This window comes from Parasedimentitalea marina (genome assembly GCF_004006175.1).
Lineage (GTDB): Bacteria > Pseudomonadota > Alphaproteobacteria > Rhodobacterales > Rhodobacteraceae > Parasedimentitalea > Parasedimentitalea marina.
Map to the genome: position 1 here is coordinate 3,431,551 of NZ_CP033219.1, position 25,123 is coordinate 3,456,673.

The window sequence follows — 25,123 nt, forward strand, 5'->3', positions numbered from 1 at the left end:
CTCCTATTCTGCAGGGGTTGCGTGCAACACTGTATCTGTTGCTGTTTGGTTTTCAGGTATCGCAGGTCGTAAGCGGCGCAGGCGCAGCGCGTTGGTCAGCACAAAGACGCTGGACAGGGCCATTGCCCCAGCGGCCAGTGCAGGCGACAAAAGCGGGCCGCCCAAGGGATACAATACTCCGGCAGCAACCGGTATCAGCAACACGTTATAGCCAAAGGCCCAGACCAGATTTTGGCGTATGTTGCGCATGGTGGCGCGACTGACGGTCAGCGCGTTGACCACGCCGCGCAAATCGCCGGACATCAACACCACATCTGCCGCCTCGATGGCAACATCAGTGCCAGTGCCAATCGCAATCCCCACTCCGGCTGTGGCCAAAGCCGGGGCATCGTTGATACCGTCACCAACAAAGGCCACCGCCCCATGTTCTGCCTCAAGCTGTTTCAGCGCCTCTACTTTTTGTGCTGGAAGACACTCGGCCTTGACCGCGTCGATGCCCAGATCAGCAGCAATAACCGAGGCAGTCGCCGCATTGTCGCCGGTGATCATTGCGACCTTAAGACCCTGATCGTGAAACGCCTTAATCGCTGTACGGGTCCCTTGTTTGATCGGGTCAGCGACGGCGATAACTGCGGCAATCTTGCCGTCTATCGCCGCATAGAGCGGCGTCTCGCCGCGCTTGGCCAATGTGGCACCCGTTTGCGCCAGGTCGCCAATGTCGATACCTTCGCGCTGCATCAGCCGGTCTGCCCCAATTAGCAGGGTCTTCCCCGCAACTTCGGCCTGCAGCCCGTAGCCCGGGATGGCCTCGACGTCACTTGCCTGCGGAAGGTCCGGGCCTGCAGCGGCTACCAAAGCCCGTGCAATCGGGTGCTCGGACTTGGTTTCGGCCGCAGCCACCAAGGGCAAGACGGCCTCGCGGGTGAAACCAGGGGCGCAGGTAAATGTGGTCAGGCTGGGCTGTCCCAATGTCAGCGTGCCGGTTTTGTCCAGCGCCACCAGTTTGACCTCTTGCAACTGCTGCAGCGCATCGCCTTTGCGAAACAGTACGCCCATTTCGGCAGCACGCCCGGTGCCCACCATGATCGAGGTCGGAGTGGCCAGCCCCATAGCACAGGGACAGGCGATGATAAGCACAGACACCCCCGCCACCAGAGCAAACGACAGTGCCGGATCAGGGCCAAACAGAAACCAGGCCAGAATAGTCAGCGCCGCAACCGCGATCACAGCGGGCACAAACCACAAGGTAATACGGTCAACCAATCCCTGCACCGGCAGTTTGGCCCCCTGCGCCTGTTCAACCATTTGAATAATCTGTGCCAGCACCGTATCGCGACCAACCCGCGTCGCCCTGTAGTCAAGCCCGCCATTGCCATTCACCGTTCCAGCGGTGACCGGGTCACCTGTGGATTTGGATACCGGCACCGGTTCGCCCGTGATCATGCTTTCGTCAACATAAGACCGCCCCGAGATCACCTCGCCGTCCACCGCAATGCGCTCGCCCGGACGGGTGCGGATCAGATCATTGACCGAGATCTGTTCAATAGAGGTTTCCACCGGTTCGCCATCGATAAGCACCAGAGCACTTGGCACCTGCAGACCAACCAACTTACGGATCGCCGCGCCCGTCCGGCCCTTGGCGCGCGCCTCTAACCAGCGCCCCAGTAAGATCAGCACCACAATCACCGCTGCGGCCTCGTAATAGACATTGGCGGACCCGGCAGGCAGCAGCCCCGGTGCAAATGTCGAGACCAGAGAAAACCCGTAGGCTGCCGTCGTGCCCAGCGCCACCAGCGAATTCATATCCGGCGCAGCGCGAAACAGCGCAGGAAAGCCCTTGGTATAAAAGGCTCGGCCCGGCCCCATCAAAACGACGGTGGTCAACACAAATTGCAAGAGATAGCTGTTTTGCTGACCGACATTCGCCACGATCCAATGATGCAGCGCCGGGACCACGTGACCGCCCATTTCAATGAGGAACACAGGCAGTGTCAGCACCCCAGCTAGCAGCACCTGGCGCCCCAGTTGCTGGATCTCATCGTCTCTGCGCTGGTCAGTCTGGGCCTGTTCATCCATCTCGTGGTTTCGCACATGCGCCGGATAACCGGCGGTAGTTACTGCTCGGGCCAGATCACCACCACTGGTGCTGCCAGCCACAAAATGGACTTCCGCACTTTGGCTGGCCAGATTGACGTTTGCAGTAATGACACCGGGCACTGCGTTCAGGGCTCGTTCAGCGCGACCAACACATGAGGCGCAGCTTAGGTTCTCAATTTGCAGCGAGGTTTGCGTCTCTACTGCAGGGTATCCGGCGTCGGCCAAAGCACTGGTCAAGGCACTCAGAGGCAAGTCTGCAGTGTGGTCGACCTGAGCCGTGGCATTGGCCAGATTGACCGTGGCCTGCGTCACCCCGTCAACCGCAGCCAGGGCGCGTTCGGCTCGCCCAACGCAGCTTGCGCAGCTAAGACCCGATAATTGCAATGTAATTTGAGTAGTGTCGGACATGGGAGACCCTTTGGCAGTCATTCATCCTACCGCATATGGAGGTTCCAGTCACGGGAGGGTCAAGAGGGGGAAGGCAAAAAAGACATGAGATCTACAAATAAAACGAGATCCCGCCCAAATTGCTGCTGGCCCGTCGGCGCAAAAGACCCGTTTGACCGTACACTTGCCGCAACCGACCCAACATTTGTCGCGACGACAGGCAGGACCAACACTGGAAACTGGTAAACTAACGCCGTCGAACTTGCACAACCGAGCCCGCTTGGATAGGGCCTATAATACCCATGAGAGGGCACAGCCAACCGGCCTCCTTTCATCGACGCCTTCAAACCAACACCCCACGCTTTAAGTGGGTACTACTCAGACAAAGGAATTTGGAATGATGAGAACGCGCGCCGCCGTAGCCGTTGCAGCAGGTCAACCTCTGCAGGTCATGGAAGTGAACCTCGAAGGCCCCAAGGCGGGTGAGGTTCTTGTGGAGATCAAGGCCACAGGCCTGTGCCACACCGATGAGTTCACCCGTTCGGGTGATGATCCCGAAGGTATCTTTCCGGCCATTCTGGGCCACGAAGGCGCCGGTATCGTCATCGAGATTGGCGAGGGTGTCACCAGTCTGGAAGTCGGAGATCACGTGATCCCGCTTTACACGCCTGAATGTCGCGAGTGTGACTATTGTCTGAACCCAAAAACTAACTTGTGCCAATCCATCCGCTCGACCCAGGGCGCCGGTCTGCTGCCCGACGGCTCGACCCGGTTCTCGATGCTGGACGGCACGCCGATCCATCACTACATGGGCTGCTCGACCTTTGCCAATCATACTGTGGTGCCGGAAATCGCGCTGGCCAAAGTCCGCAAAGACGCGCCGTTTGATAAGATCTGCTACATCGGCTGCGGCGTCACCACTGGCATTGGTGCTGTGATTAACACCGCCAAGGTCGAGATCGGCTCAACCGGGATCGTTTTCGGTCTGGGCGGCATTGGTCTGAACGTGATCCAGGGCCTGCGTCTGGCCGGTGCCGACCAAATCGTCGGTGTGGACCTGAACCCGGGCAAGGTTGAGATGGCGACCAAATTCGGCATGACCCACTTTGTGAACCCAGCCGAGGTTGACGGCGATCTGGTGGCGCATCTGGTCGAGTTGACTGGCGGCGGCGCGGACTACACCTTTGACGCCACTGGCAATGTCAACGTCATGCGCACCGCGCTTGAGGCCTCGCACAAAGGTTGGGGCGAAAGCATCATCATCGGTGTGGCGCCGGCCGGGGCTGAAATCTCGACGCGTCCGTTCCAGCTGGTCACCGGTCGCTCCTGGCGCGGGACTGCCTTTGGTGGAGCCTCAGGTCGCACGGATGTGCCGAAAATCGTCGATTGGTACATGGACGGCAAGATTGAGATCGATCCAATGATTACCCACAAGCTGACGTTGGACCAGATCAACGAGGGTTTTGAACTGATGCACGCGGGCAAGTCGATCCGCGCTGTGGTTGAATTCTAAGCCCCCACTGCACAGGAAAATTAATGAGAACGCAGGCCTCACCGGCCTGCGTTTTTTTGTGCCCGGTTGACTCACGCTGACCTGACATATAACCATATGGTTATGCAGCTTTCAAATTCGACCACCGCGCCCAAGAACCTTGATGCTATTTTTGCCGCGCTGGCTGACCCCACACGTCGCGCGATTTTAACCAGACTCGCAAGTGGCGAAGCCGGCGTGAATGAGCTGGCGGAACCCTTTAAGATGAGCCAGCCCGCGGTTTCAAAACACTTGAAAGTTCTGGAACGCGCAGGCCTGGTGGAACGTGCAATTGATAAACAGCGTCGGCCTGCCCGGTTAAAGGCCAAGCCCATGGCCGCAGCGGTAAGCTGGCTAGAAGATTTCAGAGAGTTTTGGTCTTCAAGCTTTGATCAGCTGGATGACTTATTGGAAACATTGAAACAGGCTGACATGAAGGAGCCTCCAAATGAGTGAATTGCCAACTTATGTATTGGAAAGAGAATTTGACGCCCCGCGCGAATTGGTATGGCGCACCTGGACCGAAGCCGATCTGCTGTCGCATTGGTATGGCCCTGGTGTAGAAACCGTCATTCATAAACTGGATGTGGCCCCTGGTGGTGTTTGGCTTAACGAAATGAAATGGGGAGAGACCTCCAATTTCGAGCGCATGGAATACATCGAGGTTGAACCCCCGGCGCGCCTGGTCTGGCTGCATTCAATTGCCAACGCTGAATGGGAAGCTGCGGCAAACCCCATGATGCCCGATTGGCCCCGTGTTCTGCTGACCACGGTGACCTTTGCTGAAAAAGACGGAAAAACCCTGCTCAAACTGATCTGGCAACCCCATAATGCAAGCCCGGCTGAACTGGCCTGTTTTGCCGCTGCCATGGCTGGAATGGACAAGGGCTGGGTCTCGGGGATGGACATGCTTGCCGAGATGTTGGCCGAGATGCAGAGCTAAACACTGCCTGCAATCCCACAGGGGCCTTTGCCCCAAACACGCCTGCCCTTATGGGCAGGTTCACTCGTTTTTAACGTAGGGCGCAGTGTCATTGCATTGCGCCCTATCAAAGCTATAATTGCCCGAGAATAACCTTCAACGCGGGCCAAATACCTTGAAATTTCAATCTGTTGATATCGGCAAGACAGCCTCAGCGGCGACGATCATCTTTCGCTCGCTACGCAAATCCATCATTGAGGGAGACCTGAGTGACGGAGAGCCCTTGCGCCAGGACGAAATTGCCCGCGCGTTCAACACCTCTCGTATTCCAGTGCGCGAAGCCATTGCCATGCTGGAGCATCAGGGTCTGGTCAAAGCCATCCGCTACAAAGGCGCTGTAGTGGCCTGCCTGTCGATGCAGGAAGCTGACGAGATTTTTGACTTTCGCTGCCTGTTGGAACCCGAGGTGATCCGGGCCGCCGTGCCCAAGATGACACCCGAAATCCTAAGCAATGCGCGTGGTTTTTTGGAAAAATTCGCGGCGGCGCAGGACCCGATGGAATACGGAGACCTGAACCGCCTGTTTCACTCAACGCTCTATGGTGCCAGCGGCATGCCCTATCATATTTCAGTCATTGAAAATTCGATGGACCGGATCGACCGCCACCTGCGGGCACAATTGGTAATGACAGATGGCATTGAGCGCAGCAGTCAGGAACACTTGGCAATACTGCAGGCCTGCGAAACCGGAGATGCAGATCAAGCAGCCAGCCTGACCTATGCACATATCCATGACGCCAAGGTTTCGCTGCAAGAAAAGCTGCGGAGCGCCGACTAGGCCTGCGTCACATCAGACCAAGACATTGAATTAAAAAATATAATTACAGCTTTATCGGAATTCTGACTTGATGCTGTCTTTTTGAGATTTAGGCTTGACCTTATCCCCCCCAGGGGGATACGTGAACTATGTCAAAAATTGAAAAACACAGCTCACATCCGCAAATTTCTGCCCGACTGAAACGGGCCAATGGTCACCTCACGGCAGTCATTGACATGATCGCCGAGGGCCGTCCCTGCGCAGAAATCGCGCAACAGTTGCATGCGGTCGAAAAGGCCGTAACCAATGCAAAGCGGGCGCTAATTCACGACCACATCGATCACTGCCTGGAGCCCGGAGACAGTGGTGAAATCGTTGACACAAAAAGCTTCAAGGACATTACAAGGTACCTTTAGACCATGCTGAGCGTTCTGAAAAACCGCACCTACCGCCATCTGTTCGCCGCTCAATTGATCGCGGTGATGGGGACAGGGCTGGCAACGATTGCGCTGGCCCTTTTGGCCTATGATCTGGCCGGAGATCAGGCCGGCCTGGTGCTTGGGACAGCGTTGACCATCAAAATGCTCAGTTATGTGACAATTGCCCCGATTGCCTCGGCCCTGGCCGAGAACCTGCCGCGGCGGGCCTGGCTGGTCAGCCTTGATGTGATCCGCGCCGCAGTGGCATTGGCGCTGCCATTTGTCGATCAGATCTGGCAGATCTACGTGCTGATTTTCCTGCTCCAAGCCTCATCTGCGGGTTTTACACCTGCCTTCCAGGCCTCGATCCCCGATGTGCTGCCAGACGAGGAAGACTATACCAACGCGCTGTCCCTGTCGCGGTTGGCCTATGATCTGGAAAGCCTGCTGTCGCCCGCACTGGCCGCCGCCCTGTTGACGGTTATGGCATTTGGCACGATGTTTTTCGGCACGGCACTGGGCTTCATGGCCTCTGCCCTGCTGGTGGTTTCAGTGACGCTACCCTCGCCCAAACCAACCCGTAGGCGCGGCATTTATGATAGCACCACCAGAGGCTTACGCCTGTATCTGAACACCCCGCGCTTGCGCGGATTACTTGGGCTGAGCATGGTGGCTTCAGCCACAGGCGCCATGGTGATCGTCAATACCGTCGTCGTGGTCCGTGGTGAATTGGGACTAAACGAGACGATGGTGGCCTGGGCCCTGGCCAGCTTTGGTGCCGGATCAATGTTAGCGGCTTTGATCCTACCAAAATTACTATCTCGCACATCAGATCGCCGGATCATGTCTGCAGGGGCGCTGATATCGCTTGCAGCCGTCGTTTTACTTGCAGTGAACGTTCACCTTTCGGGTTTGTCACTACTCGCTTTGCTGGCGGCCTGGCTGGGGATTGGGATTGGCTATTCCACAATTCTGACACCGTCAGGTCGATTGCTGCGCAGGTCAGCCAACGCCGAAGACCGGCCATCCATTTTCGCGGCTCAGTTCACCCTGTCACATGGCTGCTGGTTGGTGACCTATCCCGTTTCGGGCTGGCTGATGAGCCAATATGGTACGGTGCCGACACTATGGGGTCTGGCAGCATTGGGCGTGGCCGGTCTGCTGTATGCCCTAAAACAATGGCCCTCCCAAGAGCCGCCCAAGGGGCAAGAAAGCACGTCCTCCGTATCACAGTAATGACCGTTCCGGGGCCATCGTCACCTCAGATTTCGAATTAACGCCCAGAAGGACCGCGCGGCATATATTCCCGATCTTTGTTCGACATCATCAAGGCGCCACTTCAACGCTCATTTTCACGTTGTAACCCCATAACTTGCGGGCATGTTTCAGGACTTCCTCTCGGTTGTCCCGATCCAGTTGAATGTCATTTCGCACGAAATGAGTCATCTTCAACTCGCGGTCACCGCGCAGGTCGACATCAGTCACCTGAATATCCGGCTCCAGATAAGCCAGGTCATAGGACCGAGCCAGTTCACGGCGAATGTCACGATACCCCGCCCGATTGTGAATATCACTGACCACCAGATTTGGCTTATTCGCGTCATTGGACAGCGTGAACAGTTTGAATTTTCGGATCAAATGTGGGGACAGGAATTGCTGTATGAAACTCTCATCCCGGTAGTTCGCCCAGGCATCTTTGAGCACCCCGCGCCAATTCGGATCCCCTGCAAAGTCGGGAAACCAGTCACGGTCTTCGTCGGTTGGTGTCTCGCAAATCCGACGAATGTCCGTCATCATAGCAAAGCCCAGCGCATAGGGATTGATCCCGGAATAGCGCGGGTCGTCATATTCGGGTTGCAACACTACATTGGTGTGGCTGTGCATCATCTCCATATAGGCGCCCTGCGTCAGCCGCCCCTGCTGATACAACTCGTTGATAATGTAGTAATGCACGAAGGTGGCACAGCCCTCGTTCATCACCTTTGTCTGCTTCTGCGGATACAAATATTGCGCCAGACTGCGCACGATGCGCAGGATTTCCCGTTCCCAGGACTTCAGGATCGGGCTGTTTTTCTCAAGAAAATAAAGGATGTTTTCCTGCGGCAGGTTCAGCTCGCGTTGACGGGCACTGACCGCTGGATCCTCGTTGTCGCTGTCTTCATCATCCCGGCGCATGGTGCTGTCCGTCCAAAGATCCAGCAGGCTTTGGCTACTTTCAAAACCCTCACGGACCTTCTGCATGGCCTCTTTCTCGGCAACAGTGGGCTGGGGCGGACGCCCATAGCGAAAAACCCCCTGCGCCTGCATTGAATGAGCGGCGTCCAGAATATCCTCCACTGCGGTGAGCCCATAGCGTTCTTCGCAAGCAATGATGTAATTCTTGGCAAATGCAAGGTAGTCGTGGATCCCTGCTGCATCCGTCCACTGCCGGAACAGGTAGTTGTTCTTGAAAAAATGATTATGCCCAAAGGCTGCATGCGCCATCACCAGCGTTTGCATCGCCATGGTGTTCTCTTCCATATTGTAGCTGATGCAGGGATTTGAGTTGATGACAATTTCATAGGCCAACCCCTGCCGCCCGGTACGATACAGGGTTTCGTCGCGCACGAAATGCTTCCCAAATGACCAGTGTTGATACATCAGCGGCAAGCCGGCACAGGAATAGGCGTCCAGCATCTGTTCGGACGAAATAATTTCGATCTGGTTGGGATAAACATCCAGTCCCAAATCCTGCAGCGCGATATCCTCGATAATATCGCGGGCTTTTTCAAGTAGTTCAAAGGTCCATTCCGGACCGTCAAACAGCACAGTCGAGGAGGTCTTAACCGCCTGCATTCTGGGCCCCTTTTATCTTGGGAAGAAAGAACTCCCGGAATATTGGATAGATATGGGAGGGCAGCGAGACCCGCTGCATTTCAAAGTGCGGAACCGCCTCCTTGACCTGACGATAGGCCTGCCAAAGGTCCTCGCCTGCGTCAGCATTGCTGAGCAGCATGTCTGCATCTTCATCGACAATTTCAACATAGGCATAGAACTGACACACAGGCAGAAGATCCTCGAGCAACAGCTTTTTGCATCGCAGGGAGTCATTGCCAAAGTTTTCGCCGTCTGAGGCCTGTGCGCCGTAGATATTCCACTCATCAGTTGGATAACGATCAGCAATAATTTTCTTCATCTCTTCCAGCGCCGTCGAGACAATTGTACCGCCTGTTTCACGGGCGTAGAAAAACGTTTCTTCATCCACTTCCTGGGCGTGATGGGTGTGGCGAATAAAAACAATCTCAGTATGTTCATAGCCACGGGTGAGGAACAGGTGCAGCAATAGGAAAAACCTCTTTGACAGGTCTTTTTCCCTCTCTTGCATCGATCCTGAAACGTCCATCAGGCAGAAGACCACCGCTTTGGAGTTGCGTATTTTTTCCGGCACGAACGTATCGTAACGCAGATCCAGAGGGTCAATGTAACCCACCACCTTGCGCTTGCGATTCAGATAATCGAGCCGCGCCTGCAATTCACTCAGCGCCTCCTTCTGTTTCGCAGTCAACGGTGCCTTCGCCTCCAGCAGAGCAATCTGATCTTCAACGTCCTGCTGCGCGGCCAAACTTGGCCGTTGCAAGGCAATCCGCCGCCCCAGCGAGTTTCGCATGGTGCGCACCAAGTTCAAATTGTTGGGCGAACCCGCCGTTGTCAGCCCGGCCCGACGGGTGCCAACGGTGAGTGTCTCAAAGGTGTTTTTCTCGACCAGATCAGGCAACTCCAGCCCATCAAACAAAATTTCCAGGTATTCTTCCTGAGACAGGGTAAAAGAGAATTCATCCTCCCCGTCGCCATCCTCTGATGCTTTGCGCCCCCCCTGCCCACCGCCGCCCTGCGGTCGCGGGATGGTATCACCGACCACATAATCCTTGTTCCCCGGCAGCACATGGTGCCGTTGCCCGCCCGTTGTCGAATGCGCCAGTCGGGGTTCTTTTAACCCTTTGGACGGGATGGTTACCTTTTCACCATCACTGAGACCGCCGTTTTCTGGTTGCAGTGTCTTGCCGCGCACCGATTGATCAACACGTTCTTTGATGTTGTCTCGGGCCCTGCGCAAGAACCGTTGCCGGTTTCCCAGGCTTTTGCCTTTGGGGTTACGGCGTCTGTCGATAAAGTGATGCATCTGATCACGGACCTTCCACAGTTATCCCGCCTTATTGACGCGCATGTACCACTCGACCAGACGACGGACCTGACGGTCGGTATAGCCATGGCCCCGCATGCGATCGACAAACTCCAGATGCTTGCCTTCGGTCTTGCTGTCCTTTTTGCTGCCGAAACTAATCACAGGGAGCAGCTCCTCGACCTGGCTGAACATGTGCCGCTCAATCACATCGCGCAGTTTTTCATAGGAGTTCCAAGCCGGGTTGCTACCAGTATTGGCACGGTGACGTAGCGAGAACTTGACAACCTCGTTGCGGAAATCTTTGGGGTTGGCGATCCCTACCGGTTTTTCGATCTTGCTTAGCTCGCTATCCAACACATCGCGATCATACAATTGGCCAGTGTCGGGGTCTTTATAGTCCTGCTCTTCAATCCAGGCGTCGGCATATGAAATATAGCGATCAAACACGTTCTGACCGTATTCCGAGTAGCTTTCGAGATAAGCCTTCTGGATTTCATTGCCGATGAATTCCTCATACCGGGGCGCCAGCTCTGTCTTGATGAACTCCAGATACAGCGTCTCTGTTTCCTGCGGAAACTGCTCGCGCTTGATCATTTGCTCAAGGATGAACATCAGGTGCACCGGATCAGCGGCCAGCTCTTCAGTGTCGAAATTGAACACAGAACTAAGCACCTTAAAGGCAAACCGCGTCGAGACGCCGGTCATGCCTTCATCAACACCCGCCCGATCCTGGTATTCTTGAACCGTTTTGGCCTTGGGGTCGGTGTCCTTCAGGCTTTCACCATCATACACGCGCATCTTGGAATAGAGGTTCGAGTTCTCATGCGGTTTGAGCCGCGACAACACTGAGAACCGGCTAAGTATTTTAAGGGTTTCAGGAGCGCAGGCTGCGGTCTTCAGCTCGCTGTTTTGCAACAATTTTTCATAGATCATCGCCTCATCGCTAACACGGAGGCAGTAAGGTACTTTCACAATGCTGACGCGATCAATAAAGGCCTCGTTGTTCTTGTTGTTCTTAAAGTTCTGCCATTCGGATTCATTCGAGTGGGCCAGAACCAGACCATTGAACGGGATGGCACCAAAGCTTTCTGTGCCCATATAGTTGCCCTCCTGCGTCGCAGTCAGCAACGGATGCAACATCTTGATGGGCGCTTTGAACATCTCGACAAATTCCATGACGCCCTGGGTTGCCCTGTTTAGCCCCCCTGAGAAACTATAAGCGTCCGGGTTGTCCTGGCTAAAATGTTCGAGCATGCGGATATCAACTTTGCCAACCAAAGTGGAAATATCCTGGTTGTTCTCATCCCCTGGCTCAACCTTGGCGACGCAAATCCGGCGCAGACGCGATGGATATAGCTTTACAACGGTGAACCGGTTGATATCGCCTTCGAATTCATCCAGTCGCTGCACCGCCCAAGGGGACATCAGCCCCGGCAAGCGATGCCGTGCAATCCCGTACTCTTGCTCTAGGATTTTGCCCATTCGAACAGGATCAAACAGTCCCAATGGGGATTCGAAAATGGGTGATATCTTATCGCCCGCTTTGAGCACATAGATCGGTTCATCCTCGGCCAACCGTTTTAGCCGTTCCGCCAGCGACGACTTTCCGCCACCAACGGGGCCAAGCAGGTACAGGATCTGCTTGCGCTCTTCCAGACCCTGGGCGGCATAGCGAAAGAATCCTACGATCCGCTCGATGGTGTCATCCATGCCATAAAAATCTTTGAACGCTGTGTAGCGCTTGATTGTGCGGTTTTGAAAGATCGGCCCCAACCTGGCGTCCCTGGACGTATCGACCAGTTCCTCCTGGCCGATGGCTTTCAACATCCGCTCTGCAACATTTGCGAATAGGCTTGGATCATCGCGGCACCCATTCAGGTAATCCTGCAACGACATTTCCTGTTCGCGCGTCTCGCCGTACTGCTCGGCAAAAAGTTCGGCTAGGTCTTTCATTTTATACTGGCCTCCTAGATTGCGACTGCCCATAGCGGGTAGAAACCTTGCACGAACAAACTGCGACCAGCCTGATGGCCGCGGAGAGTCCGCATCATTCTATCGTCTAAATCTGCTGGGTGCCGGGGTCGGCGATCGACATGCTGAAGCACTATGCAAAACAGCAGTGACCTGCGTGCTGAAACTGATATTCAACGTCGCGCTCTGGCCAAAAAACTAACACCCTTTAACGCAGACCATATGAACTAAATCTGGTGTAATTTTTGTTAATTTCCATAAAGTTTTAATCGAACGAACGTTCACAATCCCGAGAAACAGGCCGCGCCATCAGCAAAGACAGACACTGTCTACGCGGCCAACGGGCGTTCTGGGCAACCTGTGAAACAGGCTATGTTGGATTGAAAACCCAACATAGCTTGCTCGGTTTTTTTGCCAAAGGTATCTTACAATCCCCAATCCGTAAAAATTTACCCTTTGGTAACTTGTGAAGCAAAAGGGCTACACTTCCCCGAAAGGACAACAAAGATGCGACATAGAAGCAACGATGAGGCCCCCTTTGGGTTAAGAGGATCTATCCAAACTATAGACAATTGACCAAAATTTGTCCCATAGTGGACAAAAAAGGGCCGCAAAGACGGCTGTTGAGCGAATACATAACCAGGCACCTAGGCAGCGATGCTGCGCATAATAGGTATATTAGCGAGCGGTAATACAATGAGCACTGTCGGATACATCGTCCGTGATATGACGGGCACAAACCAACACGGAAATTTTACTGAAGGCACACCTTCGGTCCTCGATACGACCAATTCAAAGGATGTATCGCTGAACCTAAGCCCTTCGGACGTGGAAAGTTACGCCCGCCGGGGTTCGGATCTTCACATCACTCTGGCCAATGGCGAAACCCTTGTGCTGGACGGCTTTTACAACACTGGCTCGACCGGTGGTAAAAATCTATTCCTAAGCGAAGACGGCAACTTTATTGAAGTTGTTCTGGAAGACCGCTCTCAGGGAATGTTGTTTGCTTCATATGAACCACTCGACCTGACTGGCAAGTGGAGCGCCTACGACGATATGGTGTTCCTGGACATTGATCGTATCGAGCCGGTGGTTGCCCCCCTGGTTGCCGCACCACTGTTTGGCGGCTTGGGAGCTGGCGCTGCAGGCGCGGCCGTCATCGGTGGCGCGGCCGTAATCGGTGGCGGTGGTGGCGGTGGCGGCGGTTCCGATACAACCGCCCCAACCATTGATGTCACTTCGGGCACTCAATCCACCGGTGATCTTGTCAATGAGGCTACACATACGGGCAATCCCGTCATCTCGGGCACCGGCGAAGCTGGCGCCACTGTCTCCGTTGAGATCAACGGCACCACCCATACTACCACTGTGGCTGATGACGGCACTTGGTCCGTTACCTTTGACAGCAGCGAAATTTTGACCGGCGAATACGAGACAGGTATTACCCTTGTTACAACCGATGCCGCCGGAAACAGCACAACCACCACTGATATCCTGGAGGTTGACACCGTCGCCCCTCCTATCGGTTTCGACACCGTTGAAGGTGATGACGTTATCAATGCAACCGAGGCCTCGGACGGTGTTGTCCTGACTGGCACCGGTGAAGCAGGAGCGTCAATCGAAGTCACCTTCCAAGGCGAAACTCAGACCACCACAGTGGCCAGCGATGGCACCTGGTCGGCGAGTTACACCGCGTCGTCTATCACGTCGGGAACCTATGACAGCACAGTTTCTGTCACCAGCACGGATGCAGCGGGAAACAGCACAACATCGACACATCTGGTCCAGGTCGACACCGAAACCTCGGTGACACTGGACTCAGCGCTGGCAACTGACAATATCATTAACGGCACCGAGCAAAGCGCTGGCGTCACCCTAACCGGAACCGCCGAAGCAGGGTCCAGTGTGGTTGTGACCCTTGGCTCTGTCAGCCATACGGTGACAACAGACTCCAGTGGCAACTGGTCTTCCTTGTTCACCAGCTCCGAGATCCCGACTGGGGAGTATACTGCGGCCATTTCAGCGGTTTCAACTGATCTAGCAGGCAATACTGCCAGGACTTCGGGCTCGGTAGAGGTCGACACCAGCACTTTTGTCACCATCGACGGAGGCCTTGCAGGCGGCGACAACATCGTAAGCCAAAGTGAATCCTTGGCCGGCGTCACCCTGACCGGAACCGCAGAGGCCGGTGCCAGCGTTATTGTAACGGTTAACGGCGTCGACCGCACAGCAGCCGTTGATTCATCAGGCAACTGGTCTGCCCTGTTCGAATCCGGGTCTATTGCGGCGGGGGAATATAGCACTTCGGTCAGCGTGACGGCGACGGATACTGCTGGCAACACGCAAACCACCACGTCCGCACTGACCGTAGACACCTTGGTAGATGAACCAGGCATCAGCACCGTGACCTTCGGCGGTGGCGACGTTTATCGCATCAGTACCGATGGGGTCACGGACGACTACACTGTGAACGCTCTGGAAAGCGACGGAAGTGTCAGCACCCCGACCGCAACCACATCGCTTCTTGCTGGCACCAATACAGAATTCACCTTTGGGACACCTATTTCAGATGGCACCCATCTGGTCGTGACCGGTGAAGATGCTGTTGGTAACAACTCGAGCACCCTGTTGGTCCTAGAGGACAATGCAACCGAAGTGGGTTCCACCGACCACGCGGGCCTTTCATCGTTCAATGTCGACGCTTTGAATTTGGATTATGCCGCAGATGTCAATCTGTCGCTGACTGAGGCCGATATTAGGGCCTTGTCCAGCAACTCTGACACTCTGACCATTCACGGTGGCACTGACGATACCGTCACCGTCACCGGAGCAACCGCAACAGGAACCACCCAGGTGATCGATGGCGAGACCTTTGATGTCTACACCATCGGTAGCGATGGCGCGACACTGGTGATCGAAGACGATATCACAGTGATCATCTGATCATCCGGCCTGGCTGCGCATATCGTGCAGCCAGGCCCAACAACGCGCCAAAGGCGCATTCTGGCAAGAGGGCGGACTCCAATTGGGACGACATATCAGCGCGATAGCCCTGCTATGCAGCCTGTCGGCCTGCGCGGAAACCTTCCCGTTCTTGAATGAGACTGACGCCGAACCAGTGACCGAAGCCGCTTCATCCAGCAGTTTCACCCAAGTCGAAGGGGAAACCGGATCAGAAGTGATTACCGCCCTTTTGGACCGACGTTCCTTTCTGGAACAAGATAGCTCTTACAGCACGGTTGGCATGGCCGCTATCAATGCGTCATCCCGCTCATCCGAAGCTGAGCTGACCAGCGCTAAATTGCGTGCCGAGGCAAAATCGAAGAACTGGTTGCCCACCATCGGCCCCTCGGTCAGCCTGAGCAGTCTCGGCGATCTGGTAGCGGGAATTTTGATAGAGCAGGTTCTGTTTGATAACGGACGCCGCAAAGCCGAACGCGAATTTGCCGCTGCTGATGTCGAAGTTGCAGCGGTCAACCTGTCCATTGACATGAACAATCGGGTTGAAACGGCGGTCGCGTTGTATGTCTCGGCCCTGAAAGGCGATGAAAAAGCGGCACTTGGCAGTCGTGCCCTGACCCAGATGCAAGAATTTGAGCGGATTGTGAACGGGCGGGTCGAGGGCGGTGTCTCAGACCGAGCGGATCTGCGCGTGGTGCAAAGCAAGATCAGTGGCATGCGTTCGGCGCGCGCCACTGCGCATGAAGCTGCGGCCACCTCACGTGCCGAGTTAAAGGCCCTGACAGGTCAGGAATTTGCAACGGCGCCGACCAGACTGTCACTGGGGACTCCACCGGACAGCACCAGCTTTCTAACCGTTCTAAAGGCCAGCGCCGAAGCCAATCGATCGGTTGCACAGACCAAGGTCGACCGGGCCGGGCTATTGCCCCAAGTGTCGGCGGCGGGGAGCGCCACCAACGAGGGATCAGGCGCCGGGCTGACACTTGATTTGGCAACACCTCTCGGGCTGGGCACCCCTGCTTTGTTGAAAGCCATTGAATCCGCTCGCGAAACCGCGCAACGCCAAGTCAGCGAGGCCGAAGAAGACGCACGCCGGAATTATAGCCGCCAAACCCAACGGCTGGCCTCGTTTCGCCGCCAAGACGTCGAAGCTGCAACGCTTGCCCAGACCAGCCGTGAAACATATAGACTGTTTCAGGCCCAGTTTGATGCCGGGCAGCGATCGGTGTTGGATGTTGTGTCAATCTACGAAGAATGGATACAGCGCGAACAGGCTCATATTGACTCGAAATACGAAGTTGTACTGATTCAACTGGAACTGGCTCGCGATCTTGGAATCCTGGCAGACGGAGACACGTTTTGACCAAGTTCCACGATCAAAAATCAGCCGCGAAAGATAAAATCGCGGCAGGTGGAGCCAGTGTTGTAAAACTGGCCAAGACGGCGGCCCTGACCATGGGCCGAGCCCGCTCAAAACCTGCTGATCACCCGGTAGCGACGTCGCAAGCCCAGCAGATAGATCGGGCCCCTGCTGCCGTAGCTGCTAATACTGACCCACAAGAGGTCAACACATTGATCGAGGGCACGGCGGCCCGCATAGAACACCGCGCCACCCTCATTTCGACCTTTGCCGCCCTGAAGGGGGCTGAGGTCCCGATCAGTGATCTAAGCGAATACCTGTGGACCCACAGCCCCGGTGAGGTAACGCTGGACCTGCTGGCCAAAGCACTGGAAACAACTGGCGTTCAACCGAAGATCAGTCACAATGTTCAGGTTCGCCCGGATGCCTGGCCTGCACTAACCATGATGCGGGGCGGCCTATGCGTACTGGTGCTGTCACAAGTTGATGATTGCCTGATCATTTTTGACACCACCTGCCCCGACAACCGGGCCGAGGTGTCCATCACTGATTTTACTCCGGTCTTTAGCGGCACCACGCTAACCGGGCGCACCTCGCTAAAGCAGATAGCAGCGCGTCATACACCCAAGCTGGCCAACGACCATTGGTTTTGGGGTGAATTCCCCAAGTACCGCCGTCAGGTTGGTGAAATCATGCTTGGATCACTGGTGTCCAACCTGCTGGGGGTCTCGGTCGCGCTGTTCTCGCTGCAGGTCTATGACCGGGTGATCCCACATCAGTCGCAGGCCACGCTCTGGGTCCTGGCCGTCGGTGCTTTGTTGGCAATCGGGCTAGAGGCTACCCTAAAGATGGCCCGCGCCCGCCTGACGGATGCAGCCGGCCGTCAAATCGAATTGTCGGTTCAGCGCAATCTGATGCAGCGTTTGATCGGAATGCGGTCTGACAAAAAACCACTGCCACCCTCGGGCCTGTTTGCCGCGATGCGTGACTTTGGATCAGTGCGCGAGTTCTTCACTTCGTCAACCATCGCCACCCTGGCAGACGTGCCGTTTATTGCGGTGTTCCTGTTGCTCGTCGCCTCGATCGCCGGGCCGATTGTCTGGGTTCTTGTGTTGGGTGGCGTCCTGATGCTGCTGCCCGCCTATTTCATGCAAAAGCGGATGATTGCCCTGACCCGCCAAACACAGGGCGCCAATGCCAAGGCCGGGCGGTTGCTGCACGAAGTGGTGAGCGAACTCGACACAGTAAAAACCCAGCGTGGCGAAGACCGTATGCTGCGACTGTGGGACGAGTTGAACGCCCTGTCCTCGCAGTCCTCGACCGAGCAACGCCGCCTGTCCAGCGCCCTAACTTATTGGTCACAGGGTGTGCAACAAATCACCTATATCGCAGCCGTGGTGTTGGGCACCTTCATGGTGTTTGCCGGAGAGTTCACCGTCGGGACCATTATCGCCACCGGCATCCTGACCAGCCGCACCCTGGCGCCGCTGACCCAGTTTGCCGGTACCATGGCCCGGTGGAGCAACGTTAAGGCCGCCCTGGAGGCCCTGGATGCCATCGCGATGGCCCCGCAGGAAAAAGAGGCCAACCGCGCCTACCTGCGGCGCCAGACGCTGCAGGGCAAGTTTGAGCTGCTTGAAGTAGAGTACCGGTATGACCAGGACGGTGCACCTACTTTGGATGTGCAGGGTATTGCCGTCACGCCGGGCCAGCGCATCGCCATTCTTGGCGCCAATGGATCGGGCAAATCTACCCTGCTGAAAGTGCTGTCGGGGCTATACAGCCCCGATCGAGGGCGGGTGATGGTTGACGGGACCGATATGTCCCAGATTGATCCCCGCGACCTGCGCCGGAACATCGGATACCTGAGCCAGGACGTCCGTTTGTTCAGCGGCAGCCTGCGCGACAACCTGAACTTGAACCAACTAGAGCGGGACGACGGGCGCCTGATGTCTGCACTGGATTTCGCTGGCCTTGGCGCCCATGTGCGTGGCCATCCCAAAGGGCTGGACCTGCAGATCAGCGATGGCGGCGGCGGTTTGTCGATTGGCCAACGCCAGTCAATTGGCTGGGCGCAGCTATGGCTGCAGAATCCCCCCATTGTCTTGCTGGATGAACCAACTGCTGCACTGGATCAAACGCTGGAACGCACGCTGGTCAGCCGCCTTGAAAGCTGGCTGCAGGGCCGCACTGCCATCATCGCCACCCACCGGATGCCAATCCTGTCTTTGACCAACCGTACCCTGATCCTGCAGGCCGGCCGCATGGTTGTGGATGGCCCGCGCGATAAAGTGCTGGCGCATCTTGCTGCCGGGGATAAGAAATGAGCCAGGCCGGGGATGACCTTGCCACCTCTAGCCGGGGCGCAAGTCGCATCATTTATCTCGTCGCGCTTGCCCTCATCCTGTTCCTGATCTGGGCGGCCGTGGCTTGGGTGGATGAGATCGTGCGCGCCGATGGCGAGGTCGTCTCGTCCTCGCGCTCGCAAATCGTGCAGAACCTTGAAGGCGGCATTTTGGCGGAACTGTCCGTACGACAAGGGGATTCTGTCTCGGCCGGGCAGATTTTGGCCCGTTTGCAAGACACCAAATTCCGTTCTGCCAAAGATGACTTGCAAGACCAGATCGACGCGCTAGAGATCAGACGCCACCGGCTGGAGGCCGAGATGGAAGGCGCCTATGATTTTCTTGTGCCCGAAGGATTGCTGCAACGGTCTCCAAACATCCTGGCCTCGGAAAGGGCCCTGCTGAATGCACGCCAGACCGACTTTGTGGGGCGCCGCGATGGAGCCCGCGAAATCCTGACCCAATTGCAGGATGAGCTGACCAATATGGAGCAGCTTTATAAAAAGAAAATTGTCGCCCTGATCGAAGTCAACCGATCCAAGCAGGCCGTTAGTGACGCCCGGCTGAAATACAGCGCCATCGGCACGCAATCCGAGCTGGATCTGGCTGAAGAATACTCGCAGACGCTGCAGGATCTGACCTCGCGCAGACAGGACTTGCGGCTGGCACAGGATCAACTGGACCGCACCGTGATCACCTCGCCCATGGCGGGGATCGTCAACAGCCTGGCAGTCACCACCATCGGGGGCGTCATCCGCCCCGGTGAGGAGATCCTGGAAATCATCCCAATGGGCGAAGAACTGTTTATCGAAGCCCGTGTTAAGCCCGAAAACATCGCCAGTGTTGTCCCCGGTCAGGACGCAACCATCAAATTGTCCGCCTATGACTACACGATCTACGGCACTCTCAAAGGATCGGTGGATTTTGTTTCGGCTGACACATTTGAAGATGAACGCAATCCCCGCGCTCCGCCGTATTACCGGGTCACAGTCAAAGTCGATCGGTCCGATTTGACCGAGCGCCAGAAAAATATGGAGATCCGCCCAGGTATGCGCGCCACTGCTGAATTGCAGACCGGGTCCAAAACAATCCTGAAATACCTGCTCAAGCCGCTTTACAAATCCCGCGAGGCGTTTCGCGAACCATAGTAGGGCGGCCCCAGAAGAGCACCCTGACGATGCGATGTGGGTGTTTAATAAGTTCCCCGGTCAGCGCAAGGCGTTGTGGCACGTCATTAAAAAACGGCCCGTATCGCAATGGACACAGACCGTTTGGTGGGTTGGAGTAGTCAAAAAAGATAATGGGACGTTGTTAGCCAGCCCTGCGGATAAGCATCTGAACCGTCTGGTCCAGCGTTGTCCCAATGGACACACGTTTGTTGCCCATCGCCGCCTTGGCAGACACCACCGACACTACACGGGGCCTTTGGCCTGGAGTGACAGCAAGAACCGGCGCACCTGAGGCACCAAAGTCGACTTTGCAATTCATAACCAATGTTTCAGCCTGACGGGCCAATACGTCACAAGCTCGTTCATAACTAGGCTGGTTGTTTTGATTATAGCTATAGGACAAAACTCCGACGGAATCGCCGCGCTCAGGTGCCGCTGCCATCCGGAATGGCACGATTTCGCTGCCGTGGATCGGGCGATCCAGGCGTAGAATGGCAATGTCATACCCAATTTGTGACTGTGCCTGTGTTCGAAATTGATAGTCTGGATGCAAAAACACCCTCGACACTACCCTGGACGCCTTGACCCGCCGACCATTCAGCCCAGCTTCGAATTTGACAAGGTTTGGTCTGACAGCCCGTCCAGTTTCCTGATTGAACATACAATGTGCTGCCGTCAGCACTAAGTTTGGCGCAATCAATGCACCGGTACACATATTCCGACCAGCAATGTTCAACCGACCAACGGCTTCCCATCCTGGCACCGACTGTGCATTTTTCGACGGATCAGCCGCCGTTGCGCCATTGGGGCTTACCAAAATCAGGCAAGCGACCAGCGCACTTAAGACATGTTTCATCTACCACTCCAATTTCCCACATCGCCATCGTCAGTCAGGCGTGGGGCTGGAATGAGGCCCAATGTTGCAGAGTATGGACAAAATCATGCGCAGAATGTGACAGTATTAACAATTTACTAACCCCCCGGTTATTGTTTCCCAATATGCCAGTAAAACAGGGGATGATCTCGTAAAAAGCGCTGCAGGCGTTAACCTTTTTTCTAAAATACCAGTAAAATATGAGGGAATTCCTTAACGTGCGAAGCCCAAATATTGGGGTTTGGGCACAATATCGGTAACGAATCGGTAGCACACAGCACGAGTCACCCGGAGAATCAGGCGGTTTGGCCTAAGTTGGGGCAAGATTTCGGCCTGCTTCGCGCTGACAATTTATTAACGGACCCCGCATTCATTAACCCCTGCGCTGCCCGACGGTCCTAGCCAAATGGCCCGCCCAGCACCCGGACAAATCAGGATCAAGTGTCGCAAAGACGCGTGATGTGTTACGGTCGGTTCCCAAAGGCATTCAACGGTACTGTACTCAGATTTAAAAGGAGGGCTCAGATGCTCCCGACTGACAAGAAATTCACCGGCTCCATTCCAGAATTCTATGACACCTATCTGGTGCCTCTCATTTTCACTGACTGCGCTGAGGACCTGGCGCAACGAGTATCTGCCCGCACTCCAGCCTCGGTGCTGGAGATTGCTGCGGGCAGCGGTGTCGTACCTCGGGCTCTGGCGCCGCTCCTACCACCCGAAACGCGCTATGTGGTGACCGACCTCAACCCTGCCATGCTAGACCATGCGAAACACTGCCAGGATGCTCCCAATGGCATCGAATGGCTGCAAGCCGACGCCCTGGACCTTCCTTTTGATGCTGACAGTTTTGATGTCGCGCACTGCCAGCACGGTGTCATGTTCTTTCCCGATAGGATTTCCGGGTTCCAACAAATTCACCGGGTCCTTAAACCCGGCGGCACTTTCATCTTCAATGTTTGGGACACAATCGCTGAGAACGAGTTTGCTAACGTCGTCACCGAGGTAGCGGCCACGTTCTTTCCACAAGACCCGCCGCAATTTCTCGCAAGAACACCTCACGGCTATTCTGACCGCGATCAAATCAAGAGTGATTTGCAAGCTGCTGGTTTTGCCGAGATTGAGCTGGAAACCCGGTCAGGTATCAGCGCCGCCCCGTCGGCCCGACATCCGGCTATCGCCTACTGCCAAGGCACCCCGTTACGTGGCGAGATTGAATCGCGCGATGCCGGACGATTAAGTGACATCACGGATCAGGCCGCTCGCGTAATTGCCGACAGATTTGGGGACGGCCCAGTTCAGGGTAAAATCCAGTCCCATGTTGTGACAGCAACGGCAGCTGTCTGACGCGGCTTCGGGATCAAATAAATACCGCCTGTCTACAGTCCCTCTATGGACCACAGACAAATACGGCTTGGCCGATGTTCATGAGACCGACGGGCAAGGCAATTATCCCTCTGCGCAGGGATAATGCCAATGCCAATCGCTATTCACAGTCGAGCAGCTGGGAGGCTTGTCCCGCCCGCACCAACCATGGTGAACAACCGAACTGCCAAACAGAATATCCAGCACTGAAATCAAGGGCTCGGTTCGGCCAGCTTCAAGCACAGCGCGGCTCGGGCTGTTGAGCCGCTGGCAGATGCGACGCAGCGCCGCTGTCCCCCATGTCGAACCGGGTTACAATTTCCGACAGGTTTTGTGCCTCATTCTGCAATAACCGGCTTGCAGCCGATGCCTCTTCGGCCATAGCGGTGTTCTGCTGTGTCACTGCATCCAGCTGCCGCATCGCCGCGTTGATGTTATCCAGCCCCGAAGACTGCGTTTTTACCCCGTCAGCAATTTCTGTGACCAATCCGGAAACCGACGTCACCTGACCGATAATGCTGGTCAGTGCATCGCCAGCCCGACCGACCATCGCCACGCCATGTGAAACGTGATCCTCACTGGCATTCGTCAACACTTTGATCTGACCGGCCGCAGTTGACGCCCGCTGTGCAAGCGCCCTCACTTCAGAGGCCACCACCGCGAAGCCACTGCCAGCACTGCCAGCCCGCGCCGCTTCCACGCCGGCATTCAAAGCCAACAGATTGGTCTGGAACGCGATGTCATCGATCATATTGATGATCTTTGAAATTTCGCTCGAGGCTTGCTGGATCTGATCCATTGCTTCGACGGCCGAGGTCACGACAGAGTTGCTGTTTTCAGCTTCAGACCGCGCGCTTTGCATGACGCTGTCGACCTGCCCGGCCCGATCTGCGGTGGCTTTAACGCCATCTGACAGGTCGTGAATGGCGTTGGCCGTCTCCTCAAGTGTGACAGCCGCATTTTCTGTACGTTGTGCCATATCCGTCGCGGCTGATTGCTGCTCATCCGAATACCGATCCACGTTTTGTGATGCATCGACGACACTGGCCATGGACTCGCGCAGGTTAAACAAACTGTGATTAAAGTTCTCGCGCAGGGCCTCGTAGTTGGCAACAAAGGGCGTATTGATGTCACAGGCCAGATTGCCGCGCTCCAGCTCAGACAGAGCACTGCTCATCGTCTCAACCACATCGGCAGTTTTCCTCGCGGCTTCGGCCTCACGGGTAGAGGCCTCGTCCGCCTGTTTCAAGCGGTCACGGAAATCACCCATAGTCCGGGCTAGCTCGCCCAACTCATCCCCCCGGTCCTGACCGGAGATTAAAATGTCGTAGTCGCCATTGGTCAAAGCATTTGTGACTCCACGAAGGGCTTGGATCGGTCTTGTGACCTTACTCGCCGCAAACCAGGACACGACAATCGCAATGGCAACCGCAACTGCGATCATGCCCATTGCAGCCAGGCGCATTTCGCGTACGACAGCAAAAGCTGCACTGCGGTCGGTTTCCATCACCAGGGACCACGTGAATCCCGAAATGTCCAAAGGTTTGACCAATGCGATCGCATCTTGTCCGTTGACTGCCGTGACGGTCTCAAACAAGATCTCTTCGCGGGCTTGCGCGGCGACAATATGGGCAGCCTTGGGCAACGGATCCGATACTTCAAACAGGCCTTCGACGATCGAAGGGCTGCGAGCCACACCATCTTCGCTGACTAGATAGATATTCTGATGGCCACCATCTTCGAGACTGGCGGCAAGCGTGTCGGCAATACGCGCACTGGACAGTTGGACCACTAAGACCCCTACAACAGCCTTCTTTTTACTAAGCACCTGTATTGCAAGAAACGCCCCCGGCGCCCCTCCGGTTACGTCATAGGCGGCGAAATCGGACGTGGTTATCTCACCCGGGGTGGCCTGTAGGGCTGCATGATAGGCCTGCCCGAGCCCTGATTCGGCATTGGGCCCAGACGAAAAGTCCTGGGCGAAATCATCTTGCTTGTTCACAGTGTACAGCAACCGACCTTCGGTATTGAACAGATAGATGTCCTGGTAACCGTTCAGACGCAGCGACCGCAGAAATGTCGGATGATAATTGCTGTGTGCCTGAGAGTAATAGGACCCATCTCCCGGATCAACCAATTCGGCTCGCTGGTCTGCTTCGTTCGGGTTGTTGGTGACATAATTGCGCGTCAAGAATCCGACCGGTTCCTCCTCGATCATCTTGAAAACTCTGTCAAAATTGCTAATGGCACGGAATGTCGTGGGCTGATCAGCGTTCATCACCAGGTCCCGCCGGACCGACCCCATAAGCGAGGTCAGCGCCTGCTGTCCGGCCTTGGCTGCTGTTTCATGGGAAAGATATACGTTCTGACGGATATTCTGCTCGGCCATTCGATAGACCAAGAAAGATACAGTGACCAAAAAAGTAGCCGTCAGTGCAACCATAACCAATGGCAGCATAAGTGAAAGTGGTAGTTTAGGTGCCTTGAGCATCAACCATGTCTCCTAGTAAGCGCTGGCCTACACCTACTGCCAGAGCCTTAAACAATTGCTACACCGCACCTTCAGCTCAACACTTTGGTGTTTCATCACCTTTTTATAGGGATCAAAAAGACGTCTGCTCTTGTAGTTTCAACTCAGCACTAGCGCCGTTTTAGCAATCGCAATTATAGCTCACCCTCACCCGGCCATGCCAAGTTGCCCGGCAGCGGTCAACGGACTTTGCCACGTTCTATGCAAGCCCCATCC

The 25,123-nt window shown here is 55.7% G+C and carries 17 protein-coding genes; 11 read left to right on the forward strand and 6 right to left on the reverse strand.

Going from position 1 to position 25,123, the window contains the following annotated elements; all coding sequences use genetic code 11:
• Positions 1-3: 3 nt before the first annotated feature.
• Entirely contained in the window at positions 4-2,505 is a 2,502-nt protein-coding gene (locus tag EBB79_RS16570; RefSeq protein ID WP_127749925.1) for a heavy metal translocating P-type ATPase, read from the reverse strand.
• 379 nt (positions 2,506-2,884) lie between these two features.
• On the opposite strand from EBB79_RS16570, the gene EBB79_RS16575 reads away from it, so the two are divergent.
• From EBB79_RS16575 to EBB79_RS16600, 6 genes are all read left to right on the forward strand, one after another.
• On the forward strand, positions 2,885-3,997 hold the full coding sequence (locus tag EBB79_RS16575; RefSeq protein WP_127751042.1) for an S-(hydroxymethyl)glutathione dehydrogenase/class III alcohol dehydrogenase: 1,113 nt from the start codon (positions 2,885-2,887) through the stop codon (positions 3,995-3,997).
• 102 nt (positions 3,998-4,099) lie between these two features.
• Positions 4,100-4,471 carry an ArsR/SmtB family transcription factor gene (locus tag EBB79_RS16580; RefSeq protein WP_127749926.1) on the forward strand — a complete coding sequence of 124 codons (372 nt, stop codon included), beginning with the start codon at positions 4,100-4,102 and terminating at the stop codon, positions 4,469-4,471.
• On the forward strand, positions 4,464-4,958 hold the full coding sequence (locus tag EBB79_RS16585) for an SRPBCC family protein (protein ID WP_127749927.1): 495 nt from the start codon (positions 4,464-4,466) through the stop codon (positions 4,956-4,958). The genes EBB79_RS16580 and EBB79_RS16585 overlap by 8 nt, the downstream gene beginning before the upstream one ends.
• A gap of 154 nt (positions 4,959-5,112) precedes the next feature.
• Entirely contained in the window at positions 5,113-5,775 is a 663-nt protein-coding gene (locus EBB79_RS16590) for a GntR family transcriptional regulator (protein ID WP_127749928.1), read from the forward strand.
• A 128-nt stretch (positions 5,776-5,903) separates the two neighbouring features.
• Entirely contained in the window at positions 5,904-6,170 is a 267-nt protein-coding gene (locus tag EBB79_RS16595) for a metal-sensing transcriptional repressor (RefSeq protein ID WP_127749929.1), read from the forward strand.
• Positions 6,171-6,173: 3 nt separating this feature from the next.
• A complete protein-coding gene (locus EBB79_RS16600; protein WP_127749930.1) occupies positions 6,174-7,409 on the forward strand; it encodes an MFS transporter in 1,236 nt (411 codons plus the stop codon).
• Between the two features lie 90 nt (positions 7,410-7,499).
• Here the strand turns inward: EBB79_RS16600 and EBB79_RS16605 are convergent, their stop codons facing one another.
• From EBB79_RS16605 to EBB79_RS16615, 3 genes are read right to left on the reverse strand one after another with little or no spacing between them, the layout of a single operon-like run.
• Positions 7,500-9,008, reverse strand: a complete 1,509-nt coding sequence (locus EBB79_RS16605) for a SpoVR family protein (RefSeq protein ID WP_127749931.1) — start codon at positions 9,006-9,008, stop codon at positions 7,500-7,502.
• Positions 8,995-10,332: a YeaH/YhbH family protein gene (locus tag EBB79_RS16610; RefSeq protein WP_127749932.1), complete on the reverse strand. Its 1,338-nt coding sequence runs from the start codon at positions 10,330-10,332 to the stop codon at positions 8,995-8,997. Before EBB79_RS16610 ends, EBB79_RS16605 begins: the two co-directional genes overlap by 14 nt.
• Positions 10,333-10,353: 21 nt before the next feature.
• Positions 10,354-12,288, reverse strand: a complete 1,935-nt coding sequence (locus EBB79_RS16615) for a PrkA family serine protein kinase (protein WP_127749933.1) — start codon at positions 12,286-12,288, stop codon at positions 10,354-10,356.
• A gap of 714 nt (positions 12,289-13,002) precedes the next feature.
• On the opposite strand from EBB79_RS16615, the gene EBB79_RS16620 reads away from it, so the two are divergent.
• The 4 genes from EBB79_RS16620 (at position 13,003) to EBB79_RS16635 (ending at position 20,120) form a co-directional block, all read left to right on the forward strand.
• Entirely contained in the window at positions 13,003-15,249 is a 2,247-nt protein-coding gene (locus EBB79_RS16620) for an Ig-like domain-containing protein (protein ID WP_127749934.1), read from the forward strand.
• 82 nt (positions 15,250-15,331) lie between these two features.
• Entirely contained in the window at positions 15,332-16,630 is a 1,299-nt protein-coding gene (locus tag EBB79_RS16625) for a TolC family protein (RefSeq protein WP_238704936.1), read from the forward strand.
• 92 nt (positions 16,631-16,722) lie between these two features.
• Positions 16,723-18,954 carry an ATP-binding cassette domain-containing protein gene (locus EBB79_RS16630; protein ID WP_127751043.1) on the forward strand — a complete coding sequence of 744 codons (2,232 nt, stop codon included), beginning with the start codon at positions 16,723-16,725 and terminating at the stop codon, positions 18,952-18,954.
• Positions 18,951-20,120 carry an HlyD family type I secretion periplasmic adaptor subunit gene (locus EBB79_RS16635; protein WP_127749936.1) on the forward strand — a complete coding sequence of 390 codons (1,170 nt, stop codon included), beginning with the start codon at positions 18,951-18,953 and terminating at the stop codon, positions 20,118-20,120. Before EBB79_RS16630 ends, EBB79_RS16635 begins: the two co-directional genes overlap by 4 nt.
• A 163-nt stretch (positions 20,121-20,283) precedes the next feature.
• Here EBB79_RS16635 and EBB79_RS16640 read toward each other — a convergent pair whose 3' ends face one another.
• A complete protein-coding gene (locus EBB79_RS16640) occupies positions 20,284-20,997 on the reverse strand; it encodes a trypsin-like serine peptidase (protein ID WP_127749937.1) in 714 nt (237 codons plus the stop codon).
• 543 nt (positions 20,998-21,540) lie between these two features.
• Here EBB79_RS16640 and EBB79_RS16645 point away from each other — a divergent pair.
• The gene (locus tag EBB79_RS16645) at positions 21,541-22,359 is read left to right on the forward strand and encodes a class I SAM-dependent methyltransferase (protein ID WP_127749938.1); all 819 of its coding nucleotides are present in this window, start codon (positions 21,541-21,543) and stop codon (positions 22,357-22,359) included.
• 253 nt (positions 22,360-22,612) lie between these two features.
• Here EBB79_RS16645 and EBB79_RS16650 read toward each other — a convergent pair whose 3' ends face one another.
• Positions 22,613-24,868 (reverse strand): methyl-accepting chemotaxis protein, encoded by a 2,256-nt coding sequence (locus tag EBB79_RS16650; RefSeq protein WP_127749939.1) that lies wholly within the window; start codon positions 24,866-24,868, stop codon positions 22,613-22,615.
• Positions 24,869-25,123: the final 255 nt, after the last annotated feature.

Bases quoted from the DNA above. Each gene is read 5' to 3' on its own strand.
- EBB79_RS16570 (WP_127749925.1), bottom strand. From the start codon at position 2,505: ATGTCCGACACTACTCAAATTACATTGCAATTATCGGGTCTTAGCTGC.
- EBB79_RS16575 (WP_127751042.1), top strand. From the start codon at position 2,885: ATGAGAACGCGCGCCGCCGTAGCCGTTGCAGCAGGTCAACCTCTGCAG.
- EBB79_RS16580 (WP_127749926.1), top strand. From the start codon at position 4,100: ATGCAGCTTTCAAATTCGACCACCGCGCCCAAGAACCTTGATGCTATT.
- EBB79_RS16585 (WP_127749927.1), top strand. From the start codon at position 4,464: ATGAGTGAATTGCCAACTTATGTATTGGAAAGAGAATTTGACGCCCCG.
- EBB79_RS16595 (WP_127749929.1), top strand. From the start codon at position 5,904: ATGTCAAAAATTGAAAAACACAGCTCACATCCGCAAATTTCTGCCCGA.
- EBB79_RS16600 (WP_127749930.1), top strand. From the start codon at position 6,174: ATGCTGAGCGTTCTGAAAAACCGCACCTACCGCCATCTGTTCGCCGCT.
- EBB79_RS16605 (WP_127749931.1), bottom strand. From the start codon at position 9,008: ATGCAGGCGGTTAAGACCTCCTCGACTGTGCTGTTTGACGGTCCGGAA.
- EBB79_RS16610 (WP_127749932.1), bottom strand. From the start codon at position 10,332: ATGCATCACTTTATCGACAGACGCCGTAACCCCAAAGGCAAAAGCCTG.
- EBB79_RS16615 (WP_127749933.1), bottom strand. From the start codon at position 12,288: ATGAAAGACCTAGCCGAACTTTTTGCCGAGCAGTACGGCGAGACGCGC.
- EBB79_RS16620 (WP_127749934.1), top strand. From the start codon at position 13,003: ATGAGCACTGTCGGATACATCGTCCGTGATATGACGGGCACAAACCAA.
- EBB79_RS16630 (WP_127751043.1), top strand. From the start codon at position 16,723: ATGGGCCGAGCCCGCTCAAAACCTGCTGATCACCCGGTAGCGACGTCG.
- EBB79_RS16635 (WP_127749936.1), top strand. From the start codon at position 18,951: ATGAGCCAGGCCGGGGATGACCTTGCCACCTCTAGCCGGGGCGCAAGT.
- EBB79_RS16640 (WP_127749937.1), bottom strand. From the start codon at position 20,997: ATGAAACATGTCTTAAGTGCGCTGGTCGCTTGCCTGATTTTGGTAAGC.
- EBB79_RS16645 (WP_127749938.1), top strand. From the start codon at position 21,541: ATGCTCCCGACTGACAAGAAATTCACCGGCTCCATTCCAGAATTCTAT.
- EBB79_RS16650 (WP_127749939.1), bottom strand. From the start codon at position 24,868: ATGCTCAAGGCACCTAAACTACCACTTTCACTTATGCTGCCATTGGTT.